The 13,881-nt window shown below is 72.4% G+C and carries 11 protein-coding genes; 8 read left to right on the top strand and 3 right to left on the bottom strand.

Features of this window, described 5'->3' with window-relative positions; genetic code table 11:
• Nucleotides 1-42 precede the first annotated feature (42 nt).
• The 3 genes from KK483_RS14210 (at nt 43) to KK483_RS14200 (ending at nt 4,335) form a co-directional block, all read left to right on the top strand.
• On the top strand, nt 43-849 hold the full coding sequence (locus KK483_RS14210) for an SAM-dependent methyltransferase (RefSeq protein WP_262005594.1): 807 nt from the start codon (nt 43-45) through the stop codon (nt 847-849).
• Entirely contained in the window at nt 846-2,351 is a 1,506-nt protein-coding gene (locus KK483_RS14205) for a peptide MFS transporter (RefSeq protein WP_262005593.1), read from the top strand. Before KK483_RS14210 ends, KK483_RS14205 begins: the two co-directional genes overlap by 4 nt.
• Nucleotides 2,352-2,523: 172 nt before the next feature.
• On the top strand, nt 2,524-4,335 hold the full coding sequence (locus KK483_RS14200; protein ID WP_399014074.1) for a class I adenylate-forming enzyme family protein: 1,812 nt from the start codon (nt 2,524-2,526) through the stop codon (nt 4,333-4,335).
• Here the strand turns inward: KK483_RS14200 and KK483_RS14195 are convergent.
• A complete protein-coding gene (locus KK483_RS14195; RefSeq protein WP_262005591.1) occupies nt 4,322-5,593 on the bottom strand; it encodes a M6 family metalloprotease domain-containing protein in 1,272 nt (423 codons plus the stop codon). The genes KK483_RS14200 and KK483_RS14195 overlap by 14 nt on opposite strands.
• A gap of 277 nt (nt 5,594-5,870) precedes the next feature.
• On the opposite strand from KK483_RS14195, the gene KK483_RS14190 reads away from it, so the two are divergent.
• Both KK483_RS14190 and KK483_RS14185 read left to right on the top strand, forming a co-directional pair.
• On the top strand, nt 5,871-6,527 hold the full coding sequence (locus KK483_RS14190) for a TetR/AcrR family transcriptional regulator (RefSeq protein WP_262005590.1): 657 nt from the start codon (nt 5,871-5,873) through the stop codon (nt 6,525-6,527).
• Between the two features lie 89 nt (nt 6,528-6,616).
• The gene (locus tag KK483_RS14185) at nt 6,617-8,176 is read left to right on the top strand and encodes an MFS transporter (protein ID WP_262005589.1); all 1,560 of its coding nucleotides are present in this window, start codon (nt 6,617-6,619) and stop codon (nt 8,174-8,176) included.
• A gap of 91 nt (nt 8,177-8,267) precedes the next feature.
• Here the strand turns inward: KK483_RS14185 and KK483_RS14180 are convergent, their stop codons facing one another.
• The gene (locus KK483_RS14180; RefSeq protein ID WP_262005587.1) at nt 8,268-8,795 is read right to left on the bottom strand and encodes a MarR family winged helix-turn-helix transcriptional regulator; all 528 of its coding nucleotides are present in this window, start codon (nt 8,793-8,795) and stop codon (nt 8,268-8,270) included.
• Nucleotides 8,796-9,011: 216 nt separating this feature from the next.
• Between KK483_RS14180 and KK483_RS14175 the strand changes: the two genes are divergently transcribed.
• Complete coding sequence (locus tag KK483_RS14175; RefSeq protein WP_262009486.1) at nt 9,012-9,773, top strand: class III extradiol ring-cleavage dioxygenase; 762 nt, start codon at nt 9,012-9,014, stop codon at nt 9,771-9,773.
• A gap of 311 nt (nt 9,774-10,084) precedes the next feature.
• Nucleotides 10,085-11,110 (top strand): RNA polymerase sigma factor RpoD/SigA, encoded by a 1,026-nt coding sequence (locus tag KK483_RS14170; protein WP_262005586.1) that lies wholly within the window; start codon nt 10,085-10,087, stop codon nt 11,108-11,110.
• 185 nt (nt 11,111-11,295) lie between these two features.
• Here the strand turns inward: KK483_RS14170 and KK483_RS14165 are convergent, their stop codons facing one another.
• The gene (locus KK483_RS14165; RefSeq protein WP_262005585.1) at nt 11,296-12,258 is read right to left on the bottom strand and encodes a YafY family protein; all 963 of its coding nucleotides are present in this window, start codon (nt 12,256-12,258) and stop codon (nt 11,296-11,298) included.
• A gap of 63 nt (nt 12,259-12,321) precedes the next feature.
• On the opposite strand from KK483_RS14165, the gene KK483_RS14160 reads away from it, so the two are divergent.
• Nucleotides 12,322-13,875, top strand: a complete 1,554-nt coding sequence (locus tag KK483_RS14160; RefSeq protein ID WP_262005584.1) for an MFS transporter — start codon at nt 12,322-12,324, stop codon at nt 13,873-13,875.
• Nucleotides 13,876-13,881: the final 6 nt, after the last annotated feature.

The following is a 13,881-nucleotide window of genomic DNA, read 5'->3' as shown; positions in this document are numbered from 1 at the left end:
CTCGGCTCACCGAGCCCCCCGAACGCACCGAAGGAGACGCAGATGGAACGCCCCAGCTGGGCACCGGCCGAGGTGGACATCGACACCCCCAGCATCGCGAGGGTGTACGACTACTGGATCGGCGGAACCCACAACTTCCCGGTGGACCGCGCGCTCGCGGCCAGGGTCTCCGACGCCAACCCCGTCCTCGCCCGTACCCTGCGCGCCAATCGGGCCTTCCTGCGCCGCGCCGTGCGGGAGCTGTCGGCCCTCGGCATACGGCAGTTCCTGGACATCGGCTCCGGCATCCCCGCCGAGGGCAATGTGCACGACGTGGCCCTCGCCGCCCACCCGGACAGCACGGTCGTCTACGTCGACATCGACCCGGTGGCCGTCGCCCACGGCAGGGCGATCCTCGCCGACGAGCCGCGCGCCGCCGTCTTCCAGGGCGACCTCCACAAGCCGCGGGAGATCCTGGACGCGCGGGACACCCGGAGGCTGATCGACTTCGACCGCCCGGTCGCGCTGATCCTCGCCGCCGTACTGCACTTCGTGCCCGACGGCGACGATCCGCGCGCCCTGGTGGAGCAGTACACCGACCGGCTCGTGCCCGGCAGCCATCTGGTGATCTCGCACGCGGGCGCCGAGACCGTGCCGCGGACCGCGCCCGAGGCGGCCGAGCGCTACCGGGGCGCCGTCAGCGAGGTCATCTGGCGCGACACCGCGGAGCTGACCGCGCTCTTCGCGGGGCACTCACTGCTCGCACCCGGTGTGGTCCGTGCGCCGGCGTGGCGCCCCGAGCCCGGTGAACAGCCCGACCCGGAGCTCGCCATGCTGGCCGGTGTGGCGGTCAAGGCACCGGCCCGGTGACGACGGTGGACTCCTCGCTCCTGGCGCCGGCCGCCCCCGGCGGCACCCGTCCCGGAGGCGGCCGGCGCCGGGGGTTCGGCACGCTCCTCGCGGTGGACCTGTGGGAGCGGTTCAGCTTCTTCGGCATGGCCGCGATCCTCGTGCTGTATCTGACGGCGTCGCCGGAGCGCGGCGGTCTGGGCATGGCGCCCCAGACCGCCACCGCGGTCTTCGCGGGCTACATGTCACTGAACTTCATGGCCGGACTGCCCGGTGGCTGGCTCGCCGACCGGCTGCTGGGCGCGCGGCGCGCGGTCATGGCCGGCGGCGTGCTCATCGCCTCCGGGCACGCGGTGCTCACCCTGCCGGCGACGGCCGCGCTCTACGGCGGGCTGCTGCTGATCGTGGCCGGTACCGGTCTGGCCAAGCCGTCCCTCGCCGCGATGGTGGCCGCGGTCAGCGACGAGCGGGAGGGCCCGGGGCGGGGCGGCAGGGAGGCCGCGTTCTCCCTCTTCTATCTGTGCATCCAGGTCAGTGCGCTGATCGCGCCGCTGGTGACCGGCCTGCTCGCGGAGAAGGTCGCCTGGCATCTCGGCTTCGCCGCGGCCGCGTTCGGTATGGCGGCCGGGCTCGTCCAGTTCTCCCTCGGGCTGCGCAGCTTCGGTGAGGTGGGGCGGCACCCGGCCCGGCCGCTCGGCCGCGAGGAGGCCCTGCGTGCCGTGCGCCGCACGGCGGCGGTGCTCGCCGCCGGGGCCGTCGCCGCCACCGCCGCCGCCACGGCAGGGGTGCTCGGCATCAACGGAGTGCTGGCCTGTCTGGGCCTGGTCACGATCGCCCTGCCCTTCGCCTATCTGCGATCCCTGCGGAAGGTGCGCGGCGGGCTCGGCGGATTCACCGCGCTGATGGCGGCCTCCTCAGCCTTCTGGATGATCTTCGCGCAGAGCGGTTCGGTGCTCGGGCTCTTCGCCGAACGCCACACGGACCGCGATGTGTTCGGCTTCGAGGTCCCGGCCGGCTGGTTCCAGTCCGCCCATCCGCTCTTCGTGCTGCTGGTCGCACCGCTGACCACCCGGCTGTGGCGACGGGCGGGGGCGCGGGCCGACGTGCCCGTGAAGTTCTCAGGGGCGCTCGCCGCCGCCGGGACCAGTTTTCTGCTGATGGCCGTGGCGGCGCTGCTGGCGCAGCGGGGCCCGGTCGGCCCGTACTGGCTGTTGCTGGTCTACCTGCTCTTCTCCTGCGGGGAGATCGCGCTCGCCCCGGCCGGTCTTGCGCTCGCCGCCTCCGTCGCGCCGCCCGGCTGGACCGGCCGGTTCCTCGCGGTGAACGGCCTCTTCGGTGCCGTCGGGGTGGTCGTCGGAGGACAGCTGTTCCGGCTCACGGCCGTCCTCCCCCTGCCGCTGTACTTCCTGCTGCTCGGCGTCGTGGTGCTGGCGGTGGGCGCTGCCGTCGGCCTGGGCGCGGACCGGCTGCGGAGGTCGGGGGCGGTGGCGGCGGCCGGGGCGACGGCGCGGGCGGGAGCTTGACGGTGCCAGGAGCGGCGCATAGCGTCGCCCGCAGCCGAGCGGGTGACCAGGCCCTGGGTCGTGTCTTCACAGTCCCGTCTGCCCGGTGACGCCTGGCACGCACGCTCGCTGCGTTGTCGTCGGTCGCCTATGGCCCCCGTGGCCCTTCGGGCACGGGAGGTGCCCCCACCGCATGGACTCCCTCCTCCGCCTTGCGATCGCACGCACCAGACGCCGCCGGGCCCGCCCTGCGGGCGGACGACGCCACTGTGAAGACACTCCCCAGCCAGACGAGGGGCCCTGGCCCAGCTTCGAGAGAAGGGCGCCCGTGCCGCACTCAGCCGATGTCCGAGGTTCCCTCACCGCCCCCGGCGCCCCCTTCGCCGTCGAGGAAGGGGCGTACGTGTCCGGGCCGCGCACCCTGCGCGAGTTCGTCGAGGCGACGTGGGTGTTCGGGGAGCAGCCGTTTCTCGTGGCGGAGAGCGGGGCCTACACGTACGGGGAGTTCTTCGCGGCCGCCTCCGCGCTCGCGCGGCGCTTCGTCGAGAGGTACGGGCTGCGGCCGGGGGACCGGGCCGTCGTCGGGATGCGCAATCACCCGGAGTGGCAGATCGCGTTCTGGGCGGCGCAGCTCGCCGGGCTGGTCGCGGTGCCGCTGAACGCCTGGTGGACGGCGGAGGAGTTCGCGTACGCGCTCGACGACTGCGAGCCGCGGGTGCTGCTCGTCGACGGGGAGCGGCTGCCCAGGGTCGCCGCCTGGGCCCGGTCGAGGTCCGTTCCGGTGATCGTGTTCCATCACGAGGGGCCCGTGGGCGAGGGGACCGTGCGGTACCAGGACCTGGCCGAGGCCCGCCCGGACCCGGCCACCGCGCCGCCCGACGTCCATGTACGGCCCGAGGACGACGCCACGATCATCTACACGTCGGGCACGACCGGCCGGCCCAAGGGGGCGGTCGCCACACAGCTCGCGCAGGCCGGGGCGGCGATGAACCCGCGCTACACGGCCGCGGCCTCGGCGCTCGCACGCGGGGTGGTCCCGGGGCGGGGGCCTGCGCCCGTCAGCCTGATGACGTTCCCGTTCTTCCACGTGGCGGCCTTCACCACGCTGTACTCGGTGATGGCCGTCGGCGGGACGCTCGTGCTGATGCGCAAGTGGGACGCGGACAAGGCGCTCGCCCTCATCGAGAAGCACGGCGTGACCCACTACTCCGGCGTGCCCACCACCGCGCTCCAGCTGCTCGACGCCGCCGAACGCCACGGGGCACGGCTGGACACCCTGACGCATCTCAACACCGGGGGCGCCGCCGCCCCGCCGGACCTCGTCGCGCGGCTCACCGCCGCCTACGGCACACGGATCGAACCCCGCAACGGCTACGGGCTGACCGAGACCAGCGGGGGTGTGACCGCGAACTTCGGCGCCGAGTACCGGGACTTCCCCGACAGCGTCGGGCGGCCGACCCCGGCCACCGAGGTGCGGATCGCCGGGCCGTCCGGGCGGGCGCTGCCGGAGGGCGAGGCCGGGGAGCTGTGGCTGCGCGGGCAGTCGCTGGTGCGCGGGTACTGGCGCGACCCCGAGGCCACCGCCGCGGCGTTCACGGCGGACGGCTGGTTCAGGACAGGCGACCTCGCGACCGTACGGGACGGCGATCGGATCACGATCGTCGACCGGATCAAGGACCTGGTGATCCGCGGCGGCGAGAACGTGTACTGCGTCGAGGTCGAGGCCGTTCTGCACGACCACCCGGACGTCGTCGACGCGGCCGTCCTCGGCGTCCCGCACCCCGTCCTCGGCGAGGAGGTCGCGGCCGTCGTCCAGGTGCGGCCCGGCGCCGCCGTCACCGCCGAGGAGCTGCGCGCCCATGCGGGCAGGAGCCTCGCCGCCTTCAAGGTGCCGGCACACGTCGTCGTACGGGAGGAGCCGCTGCCGCGCAATCCCACCGGGAAGCTCCTCAAGCGGGAGCTCAGGGGGCCGGTCCAGGAGGCGGTCCGCCTCAGGAGCGCGTGACGCGCACCCGGTAGGTCCCGTCGTCGCTCTCCGAGACCACGGTGATCTGGATCTTGTTCCGCCGGTCCGCGAAGGACTCGCCCGGGCGGTAGGGGGCGTCCGACAGCTCGGCGTGGACGTTGGGCCGCCGGGTGCAGCCGCCGCTGTCCTCGTCGCTGTCGGCGACGCGCACCGGGCCCTGGCCGGTGTCGACGCCCGTCTCCACGTGGTAGATGAGGACGCCCGGCTCGCAGACGGCCTCGTCGTTGCCGTCCCGGGTGCGGACCTCCACGGCGTAGCCGGCGTCCGCGGCGATGGGCACGAAGACCAGCTTGGGGCCGCCCTCGACGGCCAGCGGCGTCAGGCCGTACTCCGACGTGCCGGAGGCGGCGGCCGCGCAGGAGACCTGGTCGTTGTCGAGCCAGCCGAGCTTCCACTTGTGCCAGCCGAGCAGATCGTTGTTGGCCCCCCAGTCCTCGGACATGATGTCCCAGTGGCCGACCGCGCCGCCGCCCTCCGACGTGTAGAGGTCGGGCAGGCCGAAGACATGGCCGTTCTCGTGCGGGAGCACCCGGAAGCCCGTCTCGTCGTACGAACCGGAGCCGTCGTCCTGGCGGCTGTAGACGAACGAGGTGTTGGCGAGCGGCACACCGTCGGCGAACGGCGCGTCGTGGTTCCCGGAGAAGGTCACGGACAGCACGGTGTCGAGCGCCGACGGGCCGGCGTTCGGCGTGACCAGGATGTTGACCAGGTCGTACGCGCTGAAGTCGATCCGGTGGTCGGCAGCGGTCACGATGTCCTGGACCAGCTGCCGGTAGCCCGGCTCGTAGGGCGCGCCACGCTCTATCCCGTACGCGGCGAACGGCAGCGGCATCCGCAGCCACTCCGGGAGCGGGGCCTCGGGGCGGTAGCTGAGGCGCCCGTAGGAGCTGGTGGCGAACCAGTTCTGGGTCTGCGGGAAGAACTCGGCGTACCGGTCGAGCGCCGGTCCTTCGCCCTGGGCGTCCGGGAAGTCGATCATGACGTTGAGGGCACGGATCTCGCCCGTCGAGCGCGCGTAGCCGGTCGGCGTGGGTACGCCCTCCGACATCTGCACGCCCGCGGTGGGGGCGATACGGCACGGGCCGAGCGCCGACTCGCCGACGGCCGCCCGCGGTCCCGCCGAGGCGCGCGAGGTGTCCGGGAGGGTCGAACTCGCCGAGGTCAGGGCAGCGAACGCGATGACGGCTGCGGCGCCGAGCGTGCCGGATCTCCGTATCCGGCGGCGGGTGTGCTGCATGCGGTCGCCTTCGGTCCGGCGGCAGCCGGCCGGTCCTCGACTGCGCTCCGTTCGATCAGCCTGGGTCGGGTGGCGGGAGGGCGCGCGCCGGGTGGGCCGATCGTGGGATCCGGCGGGGAGCGAGGAGTTGTGCGACAGGTCACACGAAGTTCCCCCGGTGGCGCGAAATAACCGGGGACCGCTTCCCCGTTTGCACCGGTGTCCGTCTGGAACCGGGGAGCTTCTCCCCGGTTGGGGAGGCGAGACGCAGACGTACTTCGAGAGAGGGAGGGGAGCCGTGAGCCCCGCCACCGACGCCGCCACCTCACTGCGCCGCGCGCCCCGGCCGCGGGCCGACGCCCTGCGCAACCGGGAGCGGATCGTCGCGGCGGCCCGCGAGATGTTCGTCGAGCTCGGACCCGATGTCCCGCTCGACGAGATCGCCCGCCGCGCGGGCGTCGGCAACGCCACCCTCTACCGGAACTTCCCGGAGCGGACCGCCCTCGTCCACGAGGTCGTCCTCTCCGTCATGCGGCGGACGACGGAGCGCGCGGAGGCGGCGGCCGCCACCGAGCCGGACACCTTCGCCGCGCTGAGCCGATTCACGCACGAGGCGGCGGACGAGCGGATCGGCGCACTGTGCCCGATGCTCTCCGGCACCTTCGACCACGACCACCCCGATCTGCTCGCCGAGCGCGACCGGCTCGAACAGGCCGTCCGGGGCCTGATCGACCGTGCTCAGGCGGCGGGCCGGGTCCGCACCGACATCGCCGTCGGAGACCTGATGGTCGCTCTCTCCCAGCTCACCCGGCCGCTTCCGGGCACCGGGTGCCTGGACTTCGACCGGTTCATCCACCGCCATCTCCAGCTGCTGCTGGACGGGCTGGAGGCGCCCGCGCGCTCCGGACTCCCGGGCACGGCCGTGACCCTGGAGGACCTGCGGCACCGGCCGTGACCCGTTGCAACCAGCACTGACAAGCGCGCCCCGGCGCACCACCCCTGACGACCCCTTTTGCCTTGACGAACCCCTAGGTGGCTACCTCCATGTCAAAAACAGCCGACACGACCCAGCTCCAGGGCGCCGCAGCCCCGGATCCCAGCCGCTGGAAAGCGCTGGTCTTCATCGCCCTCGCCCAGCTGATGGTCGTGCTCGACGCGACGATCGTGAACATCGCCCTGCCCTCCGCCCAGCAGGACCTCGGGATCTCGGACGGCAACCGCCAGTGGGTGATCACCGCGTACGCCCTCGCCTTCGGCGGTCTGCTGCTCTTCGGCGGACGCATCGCCGACCTGTGGGGCCGCAAGCGGACCTTCGTCGTCGGTCTGCTCGGCTTCGCCGCCGCGTCAGCGCTCGGCGGCGCCGCGACCGGCGAGGCCATGCTGCTCGGCTCGCGCGCGCTCCAGGGCGCCTTCGGCGCGCTGCTCGCGCCGGCCGCGCTCTCACTGCTCGCCGTGATGTTCACCGACGCCAGGGAGCGGGCGAAGGCGTTCGGCATCTACGGTGCGATCGCCGGCGGTGGCGGCGCCGTCGGTCTGATCCTCGGCGGCTTCCTGACCGAGTACCTGGACTGGCGCTGGACGTTCTACGTCAACGTCCCCTTCGCCGTCGTCGCGGCGGCGGGCGCGTACTTCGTGATCCGCGAGCCGGCCGGCGGCCGCAACCGCTCCGCGCTCGACATCCCCGGCGTGATCCTCTCCACCCTCGGCCTCGTGGCGCTCGTCTACGGCTTCACGCGGGCCGAGTCCGACGGCTGGTCGGACACCACGACGATCGGTCTCTTCGTCGCCTCCGCGGTGCTGCTCGCGGCCTTCGTGCTCACCGAGTCCCGGGTCCGCTCGCCGCTGCTGCCGCTGCGCGTGCTGACCGAGCGCAACCGCGGTGGCGTCTATCTCTCGCTGGGCCTCGCCATCATCGCGATGTTCGGCCTCTTCCTCTTCCTCACCTACTACCTGCAGGTCGTGAAGGGGTACTCACCGGTCAGGACCGGCTTCGCCTTCCTGCCGATGATCGCCGGCATGATCACGGGCTCCACCCAGATCGGCGCCCGGCTGATGACCCGGGTGCCGGCGCGGGCGCTGATGGGCCCCGGCTTCCTGGTCGCCGCGACGGGCATGCTGCTGCTGACACAGCTGGAGGTCGGAACCTCGTACGCCAGCCTGATCCTGCCCGCGCAGCTGCTGCTCGGCCTCGGTATGGGTACGGCGTTCATGCCCGCCATGTCGCTGGCCACGCACGGCGTCGAGGCCCGGGACGCGGGTGTCGCCTCCGCGATGGTGAACACCTCGCAGCAGGTCGGCGGCGCGATCGGCACGGCGCTCCTGAACACGATCGCCGCGTCCGCCACCACGTCGTACATCGCCTCGCACGCGGCGGGTGCCACCGGGCCCGGGGCGCAGCAGCTGCTCCAGCTCCAGGCCATGGTGCACGGCTACGCCAGCGCCATCTGGTGGGCCGTGGGCATCCTGGCGGCCGCCGCGGCCATCGCGTTCACCTTCATCAACGCCGGGCGTCCGGGCGCGACGGTCATCGCGTCCTCGGCCGACGGCGAGGCCGGCGGTGAAGGCGTCGCGGACGAGGTGAAGGTCCCGGTCGTCGCGCACTGAGGCCATACCGGCCGTCTGAGGTGAGCGGGTCCCCCGCCCGGGTCGTCGGATCCGGGCGGGGGACCCGTGCGTGTACGGCCGTGCCGGCGTGTCAGCGCAGCCAGGGAAGGTCCGCGCCGGTGCCGTCCGGCTCCAGGCTCTCGGTCATGATGCGGGTGATCTCGCCGAGCTGGCGCACCTGTTCCGGCGAGAGCCGGTCGAAGACCGCCTGCCGCACGGCGGCGACGTGCCCCGGCGCCGCCTTCCGCAGGATCTCGTACCCCTCGTCGGTGAGGTAGGCGTTCTGTCCCCGCTTGTCGGAGGGGCACTCCTCGCGGCGCACCCAGCCGTTCTTCTCCAGGCGGGCGATCGCGTGCGAGAGCCGGGATCGGGTGATCTTGGCATCCCTGGCCAGCTCGGTCATGCGCCGGCGGCGGCGCGGGGCCTCCGCGAGCTGGACCAGGAGGCCGTAGTAGATGTGCGGCATGCCGGCATCGCGCTGGAGCTGGCGGTCGAGGCTGTCCTCGAGGAGGGTGGTGGCGTGGAGGTAGGAACGCCACACGCGCTGTTCCTCGTCGCTGAGCCAGCGGGGTTCGGGGCCGCCCGGTCCGGGTCCGCCCGCGTTGGATGCCGTCGTCATGGGGCCACTGTACGAGCCCATTCTTGAAAGTTGAACAATTTTGCCCTAGCCTTTGCGGGAGCATGAACTTGAAAGTTCAAGTTCGCGTGGGTCGGGTCCTGGACCCAAGCGTGCGCGCCCGGGGAGGCTGTCATGGATGCTGTGAACGTTCCGGCCGTCAGCGAGGAGGTCGAGGAGCGGGCCGTCGGCCGGGGGTGGGCCGTCGACGGGGAGCGGATGCCCGCCCTCTATCTGTCCCACGGTGCCCCGCCGCTCGCCGACGACCCGGTCTGGCCCGGGCAGCTCGCCGCCTGGTCGGCCGCTCTGCCGCGGCCCCGCGCCATCCTGATGATCTCCGCCCACTGGGAGGAGGCCCCCCTCGCGCTCGGGGCGACCGAGACCGTCCCGCTCGTGTACGACTTCTGGGGCTTCCCCGAGCGCTACTACCAGGTGCGGTACGAGGCCCCGGGCGCGCCCGCGCTCGCCGAGTCCGTGCGGAAGCTGCTGCGCGCCCCCGGTATGCCCGTACAGGACATCCCGGACCGCGGCCTCGATCACGGTGCGTACGTGCCGCTCGTCGAGATGTTCCCGGATGCCGGCATCCCCGTCCTCCAGGTGTCCATGCCCACGCTCGACCCGCAGTGCCTGCTGGAGATCGGGCGCAGGCTCGCGCCGCTGCGCGACGAGGGCGTGCTGATCGTCGGCAGCGGCTTCTTCACGCACAATCTCGCTGCGCTGCGGCATGCGGGCGGCGGCGTGCCCGGCTGGTCGGCGGAGTTCGACGACTGGGGGCAGAGGGCGCTGGCCGCCGCCGATGTGGACGCCCTGCTGGACTTCGAGCACAAGGCGCCCGACGGGAAGCTGGCCCATCCGCGCACGGAGCACTTCGCGCCGCTCTTCGTGGCGCTGGGCGCCGCGGAGGGCGATCCGGTGGGCGGTCGCAGTGTCATCGACGGCTTCTGGATGGGGCTGGCGAAGCGCTCGGTCCAGTTCGGCTGAGCCGGTTTCGCGTGCAACCCGGCCGGGCATCGCAACCCAGCCGGACATAGGGAAAAAATTCCATCAGAACGGACAGTGCGAGCAACCTCGAGGCGAGGTGTGCCGTCCTCAGGGTCGGGGCGCGGTCACGGCAGGCGTGCTGACCGGCGTCCGAGCATCCCCGCTGCTGCGGCGGCGCAGGATACTGCAAGATCACAAAAAACCTCCATCGCCCGGGAATTCTGTCCCGTTTCCAGTCGTTGTTTCCCTCGGATGCAGGGCACCCGGAAGACTCTGAAGGGTGTCGCGACCTACTCAGCAAGGGAGCACGCATGGCAACCCGTGCCGTCGCCCGTCGTCAGTCCGCCAAGGGGACCGGGACCGATGGGGCAAGCCGCGTTCGCGCCGTGGGCGGGGAGATCGCCGACCGCGACCTGGTCGGCATGTATCTCGACGAGATCGCGCGCACGCCCCTGCTCGATGCCGCCAAGGAGGTCGAGCTGTCCCAGACCATCGAGGCCGGAGTGTATGCCCGGCAGATCCTCGACGGCGCTGTGACATCAGCCGTCGCCACGCCGGGTCCGGGTGACGCCGCCGGTGCCACGCGCGAGGAGCTGGAGGCGCTCGCCGCCGAGGGGGAGCGCGCCAAGGACGTCTTCATCAAGTCCAACCTGCGGCTGGTCGTGGCCGTCGCCCGGCGCTATCCGCGCAGCGGGCTTCCCCTGCTGGACCTGATCCAGGAGGGCAACGCCGGCCTGGTCCGCGCCGTGGAGAAGTTCGACTACGCGAAGGGCTTCAAGTTCTCGACGTACGCGACGTGGTGGATCCGCCAGGCCATCACCCGCTCCATAGCCGACCAGTCCCGCACCATCCGCCTGCCCGTCCACCTGGTGGAGGAGCTGGGCCGGATCCGGCGGGTCCAGCGCGAGTTCAACCGTGAGCACGGACGCGAGCCCGAGCCGGCCGAGGTGGCCGCCGAGCTGGGCTCGACGCCGGAGCGGATCATCGACGTGCTGGACTGGGCGCGCGACCCGGTCTCGCTGAACATGTCGGTGGACGACGAGGGCGAGACGCAGTTCGGCGATCTCCTGGAGGACACCTCCGCGGTGTCGCCCGAGCAGTCCGTGCTGACGCTGCTGCGCAGCGAGGAGCTCGACGACCTGATCGACAGGCTCGACCACCGGACGGCCTCGATCATCCGGATGCGGTACGGCATCGAGGACGGCCGCGAGCGGACGCTGACCGAGGTCGGCAAGGAGCACGGGCTGACGCGCGAGCGCATCCGCCAGATCGAGAAGCACGCGCTGCTGGAGCTCAAGCGGATGGCCCGGGACACGGGCTTCGACGCGGCGGCGTAGTCGCGGCCGGGGGTTCGCCCCCCTCGGCCCCCAGAGCGGACCCCGGCACCCTCCCCCCCCGGTGTCGGGGTCCTTCGCGTTCCCGTTCCGTGCGGAGGGCCGGGGATCTCAGGGGGCCGAGGGTGCGAGGGGCCCGAGGGGCAGAGAGGGCGAGGGTGCGAGGGGCCGAGAGGCCGAGGCCCGCTTCAGCCCGCCGCGCGGGTCAGCCGGGCTCCCAGCTCGGCGACGTACTCCGCCAGCGGGGCCGGGCCGTGGACCGTGAAGCCGCAGTCGACCAGGGCCAGCCGCACGGCGATCCACTCCAGGGAGTCCTGCGACCGCGTCCGCAGACGGCAGCTGTCCCGGCCCGTCGGCTCGGGCGCTCCGAGGTAGCCCGGAAGACGGGCGGCGACGAACTCCGCAGGCGCCGCGAAGCTCACGTCCAGCGCGAGCTCCGGCTGGTTCCGGGACATCGCGTGCGAGAAGAACCGCGCCGCGTCCCCGCCCGCGGGCAGCTCGCGCGGGGGAAAGCGGACCCCGGTCGGGAACGGGTCGCTGACCCGGTCGACGCGGAACGTACGCCAGTCCTCCCGCCCGAGGTCGTACGCCACGAGGTACCACCGCCGCCCGGTCGACACCAGCCGGTAGGGCTCGACCTGTCGTCTGCTCTCCGTGCCGTCGCCGGAGCGGTAGCCGAAGCGCAGCCGCTCCCGGCCGGTGACCGTTGCCGCGATGGCGGTGAGGGTGTGCGGGTCGACGGTCGCGCCGTCGCCGCGGGTCAGCGGGATCGTCGCGTTCTGGAGCGTCGAGACCCGGTGCCGCAGCCGCGAAGGCAGCACCTGCTCCAGCTTCGCCAGGGCCCGTACGGACGCCTCGTCCACGCCCTCGATGGCATGGCCCGCCCCCGCCCGCAGACCCACCGCGATCGCGACGGCCTCCTCGTCGTCGAGCAGCAGCGGCGGCATCGCGGCGCCCGCGACCAGCCGGTACCCGCCGACCGCGCCCCGCGTCGCCTCGACCGGATAGCCCAGGTCACGCAGCCGGTCGATGTCCCGACGGATCGTGCGCGGGCTGACGCCGAGACGCTCGGCGAGCTCGCTGCCCGGCCACTCGCGGGGCGTCTGGAGGAGCGACAGCAGATTCAGCAGCCGTGCCGGGGTGTCTGTCATGCATCCCAGGCTGCCAGCCCTCTAGGACATGAGCTGACCTATATCCCCACTAACTTCCTCCGCATGACCTCCTCCGACGCCGTACGGGATACGGCCAACGACTCCGCGGGTCCCCAGCCCGCCTCCGCCGCGGGCCGGCGCCGCTGGATAGCCCTTGCCATCGTCATGACGGCGGCCTTCATGGACCTGGTCGACGTCACGATCGTCAATATCGCGATCCCGTCGATCGAGCGCGATCTCGGCGCCTCGTTCGGCGCGATCCAGTGGATCACCGCGGGTTATGCGCTGGCCTTCGCCGCCGGTCTGATCACCGGTGGGCGGCTCGGTGACATCTTCGGCCGCAGGCGGCTGTTCCTGCTCGGTATCACCGGCTTCACGCTCGCCTCCGCGCTGTGCGGCTTCGCGTCGGGCGCGGAGATGCTGGTCGCGGCGCGGCTGCTGCAGGGCGCCATGGCGGCGATGATGGTGCCGCAGGTGCTTGCGATCATCCATGTGACCTTCCCGGCGCACGAGCGCGGCAAGGTCTTCGGCATGTTCGGCGCGGTCGTCGGCCTCGGCGCCGTGTCGGGGCCGCTGCTCGGCGCGCTGCTCACGCAGTGGAACCTGTTCGGTCTGGAGTGGCGGCCGATCTTCCTGATCAACCTGCCCGTCGGCGTCGCCGGAGTCATCCTCGGCCGCAGGTTCATCACCGAGTCCCGCGCCGAGAAGGCGCTCCGGCTCGACCTCGTGGGCGTCGCGCTGGTCACGGCCGCCCTGCTGATGCTGATCTACCCGCTCACGCGCGGCCGCGAGCTGGACTGGCCGCTGTGGGGCCATCTGTGCATGGCGGCGAGCCCGCTGATGTTCGCGGTGTTCGTGGCGTACGAGAAGCGCAAGACGCGCAAGGACGGTTCGCCGCTCGTCGAGCTGTCGCTCTTCCGCGTGAAGAGCTTCGCCGCCGGTATCGCCGTGCAGCTGACCTTCGGCGTGGTCCTCGGCATCTTCTTCCTGGTCTGGACGCTGTACATGCAGATCGGCCTGGGCTGGAGCGCGCTGAAGGCGGGCCTCACCGGGGTGCCGTTCTCCATCGCGGTGTCGGTCGCGGCCGGGATGTCCGTGCAGAAGCTGGTGCCCCGCTTCGGCCGCAAGGTGCTCCAGGCGGGTGCGCTGACGATGGCGGCCGGACTACTGCTCTACATCTGGGAGGCCGGGCGGTACGGGACGGAGATCCACTCCTGGCAGATGATTCCGCCGCTGGTCGTGATGGGCCTCGGCATGGGGCTGATCGTGGCCCCGCTGACGGACGCGGTGCTGTCCGAAGTGCCGCGCGAGCACGCGGGGTCGGCGTCCGGGCTGATCAACACCACCGCGCAGATGGGCAATGCGCTGGGGCTCGGGCTGGTCTCGGTGGTCTTCTTCGGGACGATCGACGAGCCGCTCGCCCCGGCCGCCGTGGGCCCTGCGTTCGCGGACGCCTTCCAGGGATCGCTCTGGTGGGTCGTCGCGGTGCTTGCGGTGATCTTCGCGGTGATGTTCGCGCTGCCGGCACGGCCGAAGCAGCATCTGGAGGGCGGCGCCGGGGAGCCCGGTGCGGTGACCGAGGAGGAGGCGCCGCGGGAGCCGGTGCTCGCGCACTGACGCGGC

Source organism: Streptomyces sp. FIT100 (genome assembly GCF_024584805.1).
In the GTDB taxonomy this organism is placed as follows: Bacteria; Actinomycetota; Actinomycetes; order Streptomycetales; family Streptomycetaceae; genus Streptomyces.
This window is presented reverse-complemented; position numbering and strand designations above follow the sequence as displayed.

Excerpts from the sequence above, each read along its gene's own strand:
- KK483_RS14210 (WP_262005594.1), top strand. The coding sequence starts at position 43 with ATGGAACGCCCCAGCTGGGCACCGGCCGAGGTGGACATCGACACCCCC.
- KK483_RS14200 (WP_399014074.1), top strand. The coding sequence starts at position 2,524 with ATGGACTCCCTCCTCCGCCTTGCGATCGCACGCACCAGACGCCGCCGG.
- KK483_RS14195 (WP_262005591.1), bottom strand. The coding sequence starts at position 5,593 with ATGCAGCACACCCGCCGCCGGATACGGAGATCCGGCACGCTCGGCGCC.
- KK483_RS14185 (WP_262005589.1), top strand. The coding sequence starts at position 6,617 with ATGTCAAAAACAGCCGACACGACCCAGCTCCAGGGCGCCGCAGCCCCG.
- KK483_RS14180 (WP_262005587.1), bottom strand. The coding sequence starts at position 8,795 with ATGACGACGGCATCCAACGCGGGCGGACCCGGACCGGGCGGCCCCGAA.
- KK483_RS14175 (WP_262009486.1), top strand. The coding sequence starts at position 9,012 with ATGCCCGCCCTCTATCTGTCCCACGGTGCCCCGCCGCTCGCCGACGAC.
- KK483_RS14170 (WP_262005586.1), top strand. The coding sequence starts at position 10,085 with ATGGCAACCCGTGCCGTCGCCCGTCGTCAGTCCGCCAAGGGGACCGGG.
- KK483_RS14165 (WP_262005585.1), bottom strand. The coding sequence starts at position 12,258 with ATGACAGACACCCCGGCACGGCTGCTGAATCTGCTGTCGCTCCTCCAG.
- KK483_RS14160 (WP_262005584.1), top strand. The coding sequence starts at position 12,322 with ATGACCTCCTCCGACGCCGTACGGGATACGGCCAACGACTCCGCGGGT.